The sequence below is a fragment of the Rhizobium sp. BK049 genome (assembly GCF_014193135.1).
Taxonomy (GTDB): domain Bacteria; phylum Pseudomonadota; class Alphaproteobacteria; order Rhizobiales; family Rhizobiaceae; genus Rhizobium.
In genome coordinates this window covers 17,376-29,596 of the sequence record NZ_JACHYV010000042.1, presented here as the reverse complement: position 1 = coordinate 29,596, position 12,221 = coordinate 17,376, and the positions used below count along the sequence as shown (strand labels likewise).

Sequence of the window (12,221 nt, the reverse complement as noted above, 5' to 3'; positions counted from 1 at the left end):
GAGAGTAGGTCGCTGCCAGGTCTGCAAATCGCAACTCAGTTGATAAAATCTTCTCAATCACAAGCCAACGGCCCAAAGCCGAAACAAAGGGCCGCCCACAAAGCGGCCTTTCGTGTTATAATCAGTCCGCGGGGTGGAGCAGCCCGTTCGGCCTAAGATCGATCCACCGGATCGATCTCTTAACGGCCTCACCTCGTCAGGCTACGCCTGACATCGCTCCCGGGCTCAGACAGTCCGGAATAAAATAACGCGGGGTGGAGCAGCCCGGTAGCTCGTCAGGCTCATAACCTGAAGGCCGCAGGTTCAAATCCTGCCCCCGCAACCAAAATTCCCCATAGATCGGCATCTACCTTCTTATCGCTGGCGGAAAAGCTGCGCTTTCCCTGGCGATGGTAGCTTCTCGTCGCTGACGCTCGCCATAACCTGAAGGCTGAGCAACGTGACGGTTCAAATCATGCAACCGAAATCAACATTTCCCTAAAAGCCCGCCAATAGCGGGCTTTTTGCGTTTTAGCGCCGCAGAAACGATAGTCCAATCAGTTGTATCGATCTTCAGGTGACGACGAAATAGTTGCTAAAAGGATAATATTCTAATATACGTAGTTCAGGCGCTTCTTATATTTCCCTAGCAGCAAGCAACGTCCGTCCATTCGGCGGCGCCTATTATTCTATTCAAAGGGCAGTTCGATTTCATGAAGTAGTTCAGATCTATGGGGGGAATCATGCGAAAATGGCGATCTTCTCTACTGACGTCTCCATATGGGAGGCGCCGTGTTTTATCGGCAATCGCCGCGTTGCCCGCGTTCTGCGCAGTGGTGCTCTTCACCGAGGTTGCATATGCGCAAGCGCCGACCGAAGAACAGCGTGACGCCATCCGAGCGGAATGCCGCTCCGATTTCATCGCCAAATGCTCCGGGGTGACGCCAGGAGGAATGGAGGCGCTTACCTGCTTGCAGCAGCATAGCGCCTCGCTTTCGGCGGGATGCCGGAATGCGGTTTCCGCGGTGACTGCAAAACCTAAATCGACATCGGCGCAGCCGGCGCCGGCGCCGGCTGCGCCTGCGGATACGACGGCGAGCGCTCCGGCGGCCGCGACCGGGGCGCCGGCGCATCAGCCAACGCAGGCACAGCGAAATGCGGTCAAATCGGCTTGCCAGCGCGATTTTATGGCGCAATGTTCCGGGGTAACGCCGGGAGGCGCCGCGGCGCTCAGTTGCCTGCAGGAGCATAACGCCGCTTTATCGGCGCCATGCCAGCAGGCGGTCGCCGCGTTGGGGGGAACGGGTGCGCCGACGACCGGCGGTGCAGGCGCCACGGGCGCGATCACGCCGGCTCCGCAAGCAATGATGCCGGCCTTCTCACCGCGCGAGGAAGTGATGATCCTGCGGGAAACCTGCGGAGCGGATTTCCGGGCCTTGTGCCGCATGGTGCCTTTGGGGGGAGGACGAGGCATCGCCTGTCTGCGGAACAATCTGCAGCGGGTGTCGCCGGCCTGTCATCGGGTCCTGACCTCGGGATTGTAGCACCCAGCCGAAACTTGCATGCAGAATGGGGTGATCGCGCTCCAACGGAAATTTCCGCGAGTGCGATCTGGCCAAGACCGCAGACGGAAGTTGCCCGCCTCGATGCCTTGCATCTCACACATTTCATGTCCGGCTCCGGCAGGTCCGCCAGCCAGTCTGCAATTCGATGAAATCAATGACGACACGAACGAAAGGCATTGCCATGTCATCGACTTTCCCTTTTCCGCAATTGAAGCGGATGCTTATATATGCGTCGGTTTCCGCAAGCTTGGTGCTGCCGACAAGCGCTTGGGCGGATGATGCAAAAGAGCTGCTCAAGAAGATGTCCGATTTTCTGGCAGCGCAGGAGACGATCTCCTTCACATATCAATCTTCGCTCGAAGCGGTGACGCCCGCCTTCGAAAAGCTCCAGTTCGTGAGTTCGGGGACCGCCAACCTAACCCGTCCCGATAAGTTGCGCGTGGCGAGGACCGGTGGCTTCGCGGATCTCGACATCAGTTTCGATGGTTCGTCGCTGACAGTACACGGTAAGAATCTCGACGCTTACGCCAAGATCGATGGCAAGGGTTCGCTCGATGATCTGATCGACAGGCTCATGACAGCGGGCGTCGAAGCGCCGGGCGCTGATCTTTTATCCTCCAACGTCTATGACGAGCTCATGTCCGATGTGACGGAGGCCAAACATATTTCCAGTGCTTTCGTCGATGGCGTCGAATGCGAATACCTTGCCTTCCGCACGGCCGAAATCGACTGGCAGATCTGGATACAGACCGGCTCGCAGCCGATACCGCGCCGCTACGTCATCACCAGCAAGCATGTCGTCCAGGCGCCGCAATACACGCTCGAAATCCGTGATTTCAAAATTGGAGCAGATGTCGCAGCCGTTGCCTACACCATCGAGATTCCTGCCAGCGCGAAGACGGTCGATCTGAGCGAACTGCAATCGCTTGATGAGCTTCCGGCCGCCGCCGAAATGGGAGAAGCGAAATGACCTATAACAAGCTGCTGTTCGCACTCAGCGTTGCCGGCGTGCTGACATTCACCGATTTTCGCATTGAGGGGCAGGGATACATGCCATTGTCGGTCGGCTTCGCCACGCCGGCGGGCGCCGTCATCGGCAGGCCGCTGACGCCGCTCTCTTATGCGGGCGTGGCCCGCCGGACGACGCGGCGGGTCGTCACGCGCACGACGACGACTATCGCCGTGCTTCCGGCGGGGTGCCGCTATGGTCCCTATTTCGGCGGCTATTATTATCGATGTGGCGCCTATTATTATGCCAAGAGTGGCAGTGTTTATGTGCAGGTGATCGTCCAATAAAGCTGCGATTGCTTTACCCGACATTCGATATCTCTGCCTCCGCCATGGGCGCGGCCGCCTTTACGGTCGCGCCACGTCGCCTCCAATATTCCTCTAGGCGCTGGAGCAGCACGTAGAAGGAAGGGACGAAGAGGATGGCGAGGCAGGTCGAAGCGATCATGCCACTGAAGACCGATATGCCGATCGACTTGCGGGCCGATGCGCCCGCACCTGTCGCCAGCACGAGCGGCAGGACACCGAGGATGAAGGCAAAGGAGGTCATCAGGATCGGCCGGAAGCGCAGGCGGGCGGCCTCGACGGCTGCATCCAGGATTTCCATGCCTTCCGTCCGTTTTTCACGCGCATATTCGACGATGAGAATGGCATTCTTGGCCGCAAGCGCAATCAGCAGGATGAGGCCGATCTGGGTGTAGAGATTGTTGGCGACGCCCGCTGCCGTGAGTGCGGCCACCGTGCCGAGCAGGGCGAGCGGCACGGCCGCTATGACCGCCAGCGGCAGGATCCAGCTTTCATATTGGCCGGCCAGCACGAAATAGACGAGCAGCATGGCAAGCGCGAAGATGAAATAGATCTGACCGCCCACAGCCTTCTCCTGATAGGAGAGCGCCGTCCATTCGAAACCGGTTCCCGCCGGCAATGTATGGTCGGCGATCTGCTCCATGACCTCCAGCGACTGGCCGGAGCTGAAACCGGCGGCTGGTCCGCCGACGATGGTGGCGGTGGGATAGAGATTGTAGAGGCTGATCAGCGAAGGACCCTGTGTCATGGTGACGTCAATAACGGTGCCGAGCGGCACCATCGTCCCGTCGCCGGCCTTGACCTTCAGATTACGGATGTCTTCGGGACTGACCCGGAAATCGGAAGCGGCTTGCGCATAGACCTGAAAGGTGCGGCCGAATTTGTTAAACTGCGTAACATAGCTCGATCCGACATAGCCGGAGAGAGCGGAGAACACCTGGCCCACCGTAACTCCCAACGTCTCCGCCTTGATGCGATCGACCGAGACCGCAAGCTGCGGCACGTTCGAGCGAAACGGCGTGCTCAGCCTTTGCAGCGATGACTGGGCGTTGCCGTTCTTGACGATCGTGTCGGCAAGCGTCTGCAGCAGCGGATAATCGGATACGCCGTTCCTGAGTTCGACCTGCATTGTAAAGCCGTTGGCATTGCCGACGCCTTGTATCGGAGGCGGCACGACCACCAGCGTTTTTGCGGTCAGCACATGCTGCAGAGCGTCATTCAGATGCCGATAGATCGACAGCAGGTCCTGCCCCTTCTCCTTACCGCGCTCGTCCCAATCCTTGAGGACGACATAGGCGACGCCGGCATTCTGCAGGCTGGCATTGTTGTCGAGAACGGAAAGGCCACTGATGGTCAACACCTGATCGACGCCAGGGGTCGCCTCGGCGATCTTGCCGACCTCTGCCATCACAGAATCCGTCCGCTCTTTCGATGCGCCGTCCGGCAATTGCGCACTGATCAGCACATAGCCCTGATCCTCCAAGGGCAAGAACGCCGTCGGCAAGCGGGTGAGGCCCCAGACCGCAACCCCGATCAGCGCGAGCGCCGCGATGGCCATAATGCCGCTGTGGCGGGTCATCGCTCCGATCAGGCCGGCATAGTGGCGTTCACCCCAGTCATAGCCCCTATTAAAGCCGCGATAGAGAACATTGCGTTTTTCGGGAGGCACCGGCGTGCGAAGCCAAAGGGCGCATTGCGTCGGCTTCAGCGTGACCGCATTGATGGCGCTGATCAGGGCGGTGGCGGCGATGACGAGCGCGAACTGCCGATAGAGTTGGCCGGTCAGGCCGGGCAGGAAGGCGGCCGGAATAAAGACAGCCATTAGCACCAGCGTGATCCCGATGACGGGGCCGAGCAACTCCTCCATCGCTTTCTCAGCGGCCTTTCGGCCCGACATGCCGGCCTCGATGTGACGAGCGACGCCTTCGACGATGACGATGGCATCATCGACGACGATACCGATCGCGAGGACTATGGCAAAGAGCGTCGACAGATTGACCGTGAAGCCCAATGCCGCCATGGCCGCGAAGGCGCCGACGATGGTGACGGGAACGGTCGTCGCGGGTACGAGCATCGCCCGCCAATCCTGCAGGAAAACCAGAATGACAATGAGGACGAGTACGCCAGCTTCGATCAAGGTGACGTAAACCTCGTCGATGGAGGCTTCGACGAATTTCGTCGTATCGAATGGCATGTGATATTCGAGACCCGGCGGAAAGCTCCTTGAGAGTTCTTCCATCTTGGCGCGCACCACCTTCGCCACCGCAATGGCGTTCGCCTCCGGCAGCTGGAAAATGCCGATGCCGGCGGCCGGCCGGCCGTTTTGCGTGAAGGACTGGCTGTAGGTCTGGGCGCCGAGTTCGACGCGGCCGATATCGCGGACGCGCGTGATCCGGCCGCCCTGTCCGCTTTCGACCTTGACGACGATGTTCTCGTAGTCGGCCGCCTCATTCAGCCGGCCATTGACATTCAGCGTGTATTGGAAGACCTGCCCTTTCGGCACCGGCGGAATGCCGATCTGGCCGGCGGCGACCTCCTGACTCTGCTGCTGCACGACATTGACGACATCTTGCGGCGTCAGGCCGCGTGCCTGCAACAGGTTGGGATCCATCCAGATCCGCATCGCATATTGGCCGGCGCCGAACACCGTCACGTTGCCGACACCAGGTAGGCGGGCGAGTTCGTTCTGCAGATTGATGACGGCGTAGTTCGACAGGAACAGACTGTCGTAGCGGCTGTCGGGCGAGGTCAGGCTGACGAAGCCGAGGATCGCCGTTGATTTCTTCTGCGTCGTCACGCCCTGAAGCTGCACCGCTTCGGGAAGCGACGACATTGCTATGGCGACACGGTTCTGCACCAGAACCTGCGCCTGGTCCGGATCCGTTCCGATGGCAAAGGTCACGATCAGCGAATAGGTACCGTCGCTGGCGCTGGTGGACTGCATGTACAGCATGTCCTGCACGCCGTTGACCTGCTGCTCGATCGGCAGGGCGACAGTGTCGATAAGCGTCTGTGCGCTGGCACCGGGGAATCGCGTCGTCACCTGCACCGTCGGCGGGACGACATTGGGGTATTGCGCCACTGGCAGCCGGAACAGGGCAACCGCGCCGACCAGCACGAAGACGAATGCCAGCACGTTGGCAAGCACCGGCCGCTCGATGAAGAAACGCGAGATCATGCTGTTGCCCTCGAACGTTCAGATAAGGCGTGGTGGCGGATTCATTGCGTGGTCGTGTCTGCCTTGGCATCGCCGGCGGCATTGGCCGTCGGGTTCATATCCATCTTCTCGGCGGTGACCTTGCTGCCGGGAATGGCCTGTTGAATTCCCTGGGTCACCACCCAGTCAGCCGGATCGAGGCCGGATTGGATGACCCGGAGCGCGCCCTCACGCTGCCCGATCTTGACCTGCTTCTGCTCGATAACATCGTCCTTGCCGAGAACCAGTACGTAGGTGCCAAGCTGGTTCGTTCCGATCGTGTCGTCGCGCACCAGCAGAGCCTTGTCATCGTGGCCGACCGGCACCCGAACTCTGACGAACAGGCCGGGCAGCATGGCGTGGTCCTTGTTGTCGAACAGCGCGCGCACCTGAAGCGTGCCTGTGGAGGCATCGAGCTGAGGCGACACGTAGTCGAGATGTCCCTTGTGCGGATAGCCTTCCTCGGTCTGCAGACCGATCTCCGCGGGGATGCTTGGAAGGTCCGTCTGCCTGAAAGTATGTCCTTGCTTTGCCAGAGTTTCCTTGATCATCAACACCTGCGTTTCGCTGACGTTGAAATAGGCATAAAGCGGATCGGTCTGGACAATGCTGGCGAGTTTGGTGGGGCCGGACACGCCGACCAGCGTGCCGATGTCGACCAGGTGATCGGTGACGATGCCATCGAAGGGAGCGAGCACCTCCGTGTAGCCGAGGTTGATCGTCGCCAGATCGACATTGGCCTGGGCGTTGAGAATGGCTGCATTCGCCTCGTCAAGAGTTGCCTTGGCGCTGTCGACCGCGGTCTGGGTGGTGACCTGTTGCTTCGACAGATTGAGCTGACGGTCATATTCCTGCTTCGCGCCGACCTGCGAGGCTTGTTGTGAGGCGAGTGATGCCTTCGCCTGATCCAGTTGCGCCTGGTAGGTGTCGCGTTCGATGCCGAAAAGCTTGGTGCCCTTCTTCACCATCATGCCGTCCTGGTAGTCGATGGATTGGATATAGCCCTGGACGCGCGCCTCGATATCGACGGCATTGAGCGGCGCGGTATTTCCAGTGAGCTCGAAATAGAGCGTTACCGGTTTCTGGACGGGCTGTGCGACCCGGACCACAGGCGGTGGCGGAGGAACATAAGTGTTTCCGCCCTCCTCGCAGCCGGCGAGGAGCACCAAGCCGGCAAGTGTCAGAAAAAATCGCAGACCCTGATGCAATCCCCCACGCATTGCCGCTGCCTCGACATGTCAAGAGCCCAGTCTTTGATGCGTGCCTCGACGGCGGCCCCCACCGGCCAGCCGAAGGTTCAAGGCATGTGATATTATGTCGCGGCATTGCTAATAATTGCAATAGTCCTTGATGCACAATTGAACTGCTTCGCAGAGGCGGAGCGCAGTGTTGGGCTCTTGCCGGTCCAGCCGCCATCGTGAGGTGACTACGGTTTGCCCAGACGTTCCAGGGCGGACTGCAAGGGTGCGTCGGAAACGCGGACCAGGCCGATGTAAGGATTGGCCATGTCCGAAACTAGGAAGACGGCACCGGCGACCGACAAGGCGCAGACAAGGAGAATGGCCAGCACCGTCGGGTTCGGTGGTGCCTGGAGCCCGAAGGTCGTGAAAAGCAGCGAAAGCCAACAGACGACGACAACAAGGAAGGCCCAAGGCAAGCCCTCGCTGCCGGATTCGACCAGCAGCCAGTGAGTTTCGGCCACCATGCCGCTTACATCGAGTGCGCGCGCCTGGAGGGAGCGCTGCACGGCATTGCGCGGCGAGAGCGATCGAAGATCACCTTGAACCGCCTCGATATCCTGGTATTCCCCTGCCGCTCCGCCCGATGGCTTATCGGTGGTCTCGGCAGTCCAGCCGCGGCTCAGCCTCCTTTCGATGAGCTGACGCAGCAGCTGGCGCGCACGATCCGTTTCCGGGCCGTATTGCGCCATGACGCGGTCGAGCAGGAGAACCCGCGCAGCCGCCGTCCTCATCTCCACTTCGGCGTTGTCATAGCTCGATTTGGCGGATGCGATCAGCAGACCGAGGGCCAAGGCCGACAGCGTTCCTACCACCGCGGTTGCGAGCCTGATGGCATCTTTGGATTCCGAGCTGAGATGATGATCCGGCAAGCGGCCGCGCAACATCATTCCGATCGATGTTGCCGCCGACAGAAAAACAAATACAAGCCCGCCAAGCAACAGTGAGCTCAAGCCCCGTCTCCGTGCCGACATGACAATGCTGCAAGCTGCGATGCTTGCAAGCTCTATACAAGAACACGGTCATCATAGCGGAAGACAGTGGGAGCGTGGAACTCTTTACTTCCTCATTCCAGAGCGGAGATCACTGCTGGAAGATGAGCAGCACGTAAGCCAGGAACAGCACCAGATGGACGGCGCCCTGCATGAGATGAGTGCGACCGCTGGCAAAGGTAATGATGCTGACGGCAAGGGTGAGCAGGAGCATCACCAGATCACCGTGTTCCAGCCCAAGGGTGACCGGGTGTCCGTAAAGACGGCTGACGGCGAGCATCGCCGGCACGGTCAGTCCGATCGTCGATAAGACCGAACCCAGAAAAATATTGACGGAGCGCTGAAGATTATCGGCGATGGAGGCGCGCACGGCACTGATCGCCTCCGGCGTTGCAACGAGGATGGCCATGACAACGCCGCCGAACGCGGTCGGGGCATGCAGGGTTTCGATGATGTAATCGATCGGCCGCGCAAGCTGTTCGACCAGAAAGACCACCGGACCCATATAGGCGAAGAGCAGAGCGGCATGCGGCCAGACCGGCCGGTGCGAAAGGGCCTGTTCGCCGGGATGCTCATGGCGATGGCCATCGGTGGTGAAATAATCCTGATGGCGGCCAGCCTGGAGAAACAGGAATGTTGCGTAAAGGCCGACCGAGATGATGCCCAGTATCAATTGTCGTGGCGCCGATGGATGCTGGCCGTCCGGACCGGCGAGAAATGTGGGCATGACGAGGCTGAGCGTCGCCAGCGGCACGATGACGCCGAGATAGGCGTTGGCGCCCTGGAGATTATGCTGTTGTTCCGGCCGCCGCCACGCCCCCAGCAGCAATGACAGGCCGACCATGCCATTGAGGATGATCATGACGACCGCAAAGAGAGTGTCGCGCGCAAGCGTGGGATTGTTCTCGCCGTGAATCATGACGGCGGAGATCGCCATGACTTCGATCGAGGTTATGGCTAGCGTCAGAATGAGCGTGCCGTAGGGCTCTTTCAGCCGCTCGGCCAGGTGATCCGCATGCCGCACGACAGACAAAGCTGAGCCGAGCACGACGGCAAACAGCCATGCGAAAACGACGGTGAACCAAAACGGATCGGCAAGCCGCCGGAAAAGTTGCTCCGGAAATGCGAGGAATATCAGGCTGGTTGTGACGCTGACGCCGAGGAACCACTCCTCTCTCAGGCCGATCCTGCCCGCGGCGCGCACTGCAGGCCTGTCAGTCATCGAGAGCACCGCAATTCCGCAGATTCCGCCGCAATGCGATCATCAACACCATCGTGTCCCGCCCGCTATCCTACCCGCCACATGACAGGAATCGAACAAAGGGTCCGAAAACCGGACCGCCTACCTTCATGCAGAAGCCATCTCGCCTTTTCATTGAAACAAGCTCGCCCCCTAATCCCGGCCCTTGTCGCCACCCAGAATACAAAAGGACCATATCTCACGCCAGACGGCATCTGCCCCCAGGCGCGGGCACTGCAAGCCAAGGAAGACTTTGTTATTCGCGGCCGGTCGCCGGGATCGCTGCGCCGGTAACGACGGCTGCGGCGGGCGATATCAGGAAGGCGATGAGCCGGGCGATCGACTGCGGCGATACCCAGGCGTCCGTTTTTGCATTGGGCATGGCAGCACGATTCTCGGGGGTATCGATCGTGCCAGGCAGAATGCAGTTGGCGGTGATGCGGTCGTCGCGGCACTCGGCAGCAAGCGCTTCTGTCAGCCGGATGACGGCCGCTTTCGAGGCTGCATAGGCGGCCTGGTTAGGACCGGCCTTCAGGCCGGGCATCGCAGCGACGTGTACGATGCGGCCGTAGGCTGCAGCCTTCATCGTCGGGAGAACCGCCGCGCTGATCGTCAGCGCGGTGCGGGCGTTTGCCGTCATCATCGTATCCCATTGCGCCGGGGCTTCCGGCCCGACCGGCCCCATCTGAAACCCGCCGACGGTGTTGACCAGTGCGCCTACGCCGCCGAAGCGCTTGACGGCTCGGGCGACGGCGGCAGCGCAGGAGGCGTAATCGGTGAGATCCGTTCCGGCAATCGATAGAAACTCGCTGGACGCGGGAAGCTCGCCGGCCAAGGTTTCCAGCTCCTGGCTCGAACGGTTCATGCAGACGAGTTTCACGCCGGCGCCGGCAAGCTCCCGGACAACGGCGCTGCCGAGGTTGCCGCCGGCTCCCGTGACGATCACGGATTTCTGGTCGTTCATGGCAAGTGATCTCCTGACGGTGCCGTTGCTGGACGCCGCGCATTGTTGGTCCAGGCTGCGCCGCAACGCAACCCCTGCGCAACCGCGCCAGTCAGGTATCTTGAGAACGTTGGCGGAGCAGTGAGCTTCGCCCGTCATCATCCAGCTCCGTCGCGTTGGGATTCAGTGATATTTTTCCCGTTCGCGGCCGAGAATGTCCGGCGCATCCAACTCGGAGATCGGGCGGGTGACATCTGCCGGGATGTCACCGGTGAGCTGCAGGTCGAGGTAGCGAGCGCAGCAGACGCGCAGGAAGGATGTGAAGTTACCGAGATCATGGCCGGCATCGATTGATTCATGGTGCAACCGGGTAATCAGCTGCACGACGTTCATGCCGTCGCGCCGGGAAATTTCCTCGAGCTTCGACCAAAAGAAGTTCTCCAGTCTGACGCTGGTGACCATGCCGTCGATGCGCAGCGACCGGGTGGCACTTTCCCATAATCGCGCATCCGCTTTGATGAAGAGTTCACACATATCGTCCTCCCGGCCCCGCCTCGTCAGGCGGCGTTGGTTTCAGGTATTGACGAGGCATCGAGTACAGTCATGAACTGCCTCAGCCAGGAGGGATGCGCCGGCCATGCCGGCGCCGTGACCAGATTGCCGTCCGAGACCGCATCGGCAATTGAAATATCGGCGTAAATGCCGCCGGCAAGTTCGACTTCCGGCCGGCAGGCGGGATAGGCCGAGCAGGTGCGGCCCTTCAACACGCCGGCGGCGGCAAGCAACTGCGCGCCGTGGCAGATGGCGGCCACAGGCTTTCCGGCTTCGAAGAAGTGCCGGACCGATTTGATGACGTCGGCATTGAGGCGAAGATACTCCGGCGCGCGGCCGCCGGGGATGACCAGGGCATCGTAATCCTCCGCTCGCACGCTGTCGAAAGTGGCGTTCAGGGCGAAATTATGGCCTCGTTTTTCCGAGTAGGTCTGATCGCCCTCGAAATCGTGAATGGCGGTGGCGACGGTCTCACCCGCCTTCTTGCCGGGGCAGACGGCATCGACCGTATAGCCGCAGGCGAGCAGCGTCTGAAACGGCACCATCGTTTCATAATCTTCGGTGAAGTCACCCGTGATCATCAGGATCTTAGAAGCTGGCATCGCATCCTCCTTGGAACCAACAGGCGAAGATTAACAAAGACCGCCGAGCAGCAGGTACTATGGGAATACTACAGGCGAAATTCTCGGCCGGAATCTGGGTGAGCATCGCGAGCTCTCAGACCCTCTCCCGTGTGTAAACCGTTGTATCTGTCGGGCGGCAGATTTCACACCGTCCTGACCGTCGCATCCGGGACGGCACAGGCCTCGCCGCCGCCGAAGAGACGGGAACGGGTGAGAAAGCGTTTCTCGCGGCCGTTGTCGAGCGAGAACATGCCGCCGCGGCCCGGCACGACGTCGATGATGAGCTGCGTGTGTTTCCATGCTTCGAACTGGCTGGCGCTGATATAGACCGGCACGCCGCCGATCTCGCCGAGCTTGACGTCGCTGTCGCCGACCATGAATTCATTGGCAGGATAACACATCGGTGAAGAGCCGTCGCAGCAGCCGCCGGACTGGTGAAAGAGGATATCGGGATGGTCCCGCTTGATTTCTGCAATCAGATCAAGGGCCGCATCGGTTGCGAGAACACGTGGTTCGCCGTCGACGGTCGTTTCCATGGTTCTTCCTCCTAAAGTTTGGGGGAAGAAAGAAACCCTCCCC

Annotated in this window: 11 protein-coding genes and 1 tRNA gene; 4 read left to right on the top strand and 8 right to left on the bottom strand. The window is 60.4% G+C overall.

Annotated features, from left to right (window positions below):
- Positions 1-248: 248 nt before the first annotated feature.
- The 4 genes from FHT70_RS28530 (at position 249) to FHT70_RS28520 (ending at position 2,840) form a co-directional block, all read left to right on the top strand.
- Positions 249-325: transfer RNA gene (locus FHT70_RS28530), tRNA-Met, on the top strand.
- 397 nt (positions 326-722) lie between these two features.
- The gene (locus FHT70_RS30540) at positions 723-1,523 is read left to right on the top strand and encodes a hypothetical protein (RefSeq protein ID WP_097601745.1); all 801 of its coding nucleotides are present in this window, start codon (positions 723-725) and stop codon (positions 1,521-1,523) included.
- Between the two features lie 202 nt (positions 1,524-1,725).
- A complete protein-coding gene (locus FHT70_RS28525; RefSeq protein ID WP_183706490.1) occupies positions 1,726-2,514 on the top strand; it encodes a DUF2092 domain-containing protein in 789 nt (262 codons plus the stop codon).
- The gene (locus FHT70_RS28520) at positions 2,511-2,840 is read left to right on the top strand and encodes a hypothetical protein (RefSeq protein ID WP_183706488.1); all 330 of its coding nucleotides are present in this window, start codon (positions 2,511-2,513) and stop codon (positions 2,838-2,840) included. Before FHT70_RS28525 ends, FHT70_RS28520 begins: the two co-directional genes overlap by 4 nt.
- Before the next feature lie 13 nt (positions 2,841-2,853).
- Here FHT70_RS28520 and FHT70_RS28515 read toward each other — a convergent pair whose 3' ends face one another.
- The 8 genes from FHT70_RS28515 to FHT70_RS28480 form a co-directional block, all read right to left on the bottom strand.
- The gene (locus FHT70_RS28515) at positions 2,854-6,036 is read right to left on the bottom strand and encodes a multidrug efflux RND transporter permease subunit (protein WP_183706486.1); all 3,183 of its coding nucleotides are present in this window, start codon (positions 6,034-6,036) and stop codon (positions 2,854-2,856) included.
- A 41-nt stretch (positions 6,037-6,077) separates the two neighbouring features.
- Positions 6,078-7,274: an efflux RND transporter periplasmic adaptor subunit gene (locus tag FHT70_RS28510; protein ID WP_183706484.1), complete on the bottom strand. Its 1,197-nt coding sequence runs from the start codon at positions 7,272-7,274 to the stop codon at positions 6,078-6,080.
- 206 nt (positions 7,275-7,480) lie between these two features.
- Positions 7,481-8,245, bottom strand: coding sequence for a DUF4239 domain-containing protein (locus tag FHT70_RS28505; protein WP_183706482.1), 765 nt, complete (start codon positions 8,243-8,245; stop codon positions 7,481-7,483).
- A 130-nt stretch (positions 8,246-8,375) separates the two neighbouring features.
- Complete coding sequence (locus tag FHT70_RS28500) at positions 8,376-9,506, bottom strand: calcium:proton antiporter (RefSeq protein ID WP_097601750.1); 1,131 nt, start codon at positions 9,504-9,506, stop codon at positions 8,376-8,378.
- A gap of 274 nt (positions 9,507-9,780) precedes the next feature.
- Positions 9,781-10,488, bottom strand: a complete 708-nt coding sequence (locus FHT70_RS28495) for an SDR family NAD(P)-dependent oxidoreductase (RefSeq protein ID WP_183706480.1) — start codon at positions 10,486-10,488, stop codon at positions 9,781-9,783.
- A gap of 162 nt (positions 10,489-10,650) precedes the next feature.
- A complete protein-coding gene (locus FHT70_RS28490) occupies positions 10,651-11,001 on the bottom strand; it encodes a ribbon-helix-helix domain-containing protein (RefSeq protein WP_183706478.1) in 351 nt (116 codons plus the stop codon).
- 23 nt (positions 11,002-11,024) lie between these two features.
- Positions 11,025-11,621: a DJ-1/PfpI family protein gene (locus FHT70_RS28485; RefSeq protein ID WP_183706476.1), complete on the bottom strand. Its 597-nt coding sequence runs from the start codon at positions 11,619-11,621 to the stop codon at positions 11,025-11,027.
- Between the two features lie 164 nt (positions 11,622-11,785).
- Positions 11,786-12,178 (bottom strand): DUF779 domain-containing protein, encoded by a 393-nt coding sequence (locus tag FHT70_RS28480; RefSeq protein WP_085779591.1) that lies wholly within the window; start codon positions 12,176-12,178, stop codon positions 11,786-11,788.
- Positions 12,179-12,221: the final 43 nt, after the last annotated feature.

What these genes read in the sequence shown, in the direction of transcription:
- FHT70_RS28495 (WP_183706480.1), bottom strand. Translation starts at nt 10,488, where the DNA reads ATGAACGACCAGAAATCCGTGATCGTCACGGGAGCCGGCGGCAACCTC.
- FHT70_RS28490 (WP_183706478.1), bottom strand. Translation starts at nt 11,001, where the DNA reads ATGTGTGAACTCTTCATCAAAGCGGATGCGCGATTATGGGAAAGTGCC.
- FHT70_RS28480 (WP_085779591.1), bottom strand. Translation starts at nt 12,178, where the DNA reads ATGGAAACGACCGTCGACGGCGAACCACGTGTTCTCGCAACCGATGCG.
- FHT70_RS30540 (WP_097601745.1), top strand. Translation starts at nt 723, where the DNA reads ATGCGAAAATGGCGATCTTCTCTACTGACGTCTCCATATGGGAGGCGC.
- FHT70_RS28485 (WP_183706476.1), bottom strand. Translation starts at nt 11,621, where the DNA reads ATGCCAGCTTCTAAGATCCTGATGATCACGGGTGACTTCACCGAAGAT.
- FHT70_RS28520 (WP_183706488.1), top strand. Translation starts at nt 2,511, where the DNA reads ATGACCTATAACAAGCTGCTGTTCGCACTCAGCGTTGCCGGCGTGCTG.
- FHT70_RS28500 (WP_097601750.1), bottom strand. Translation starts at nt 9,506, where the DNA reads ATGACTGACAGGCCTGCAGTGCGCGCCGCGGGCAGGATCGGCCTGAGA.
- FHT70_RS28515 (WP_183706486.1), bottom strand. Translation starts at nt 6,036, where the DNA reads ATGATCTCGCGTTTCTTCATCGAGCGGCCGGTGCTTGCCAACGTGCTG.
- FHT70_RS28525 (WP_183706490.1), top strand. Translation starts at nt 1,726, where the DNA reads ATGTCATCGACTTTCCCTTTTCCGCAATTGAAGCGGATGCTTATATAT.
- FHT70_RS28510 (WP_183706484.1), bottom strand. Translation starts at nt 7,274, where the DNA reads ATGCGTGGGGGATTGCATCAGGGTCTGCGATTTTTTCTGACACTTGCC.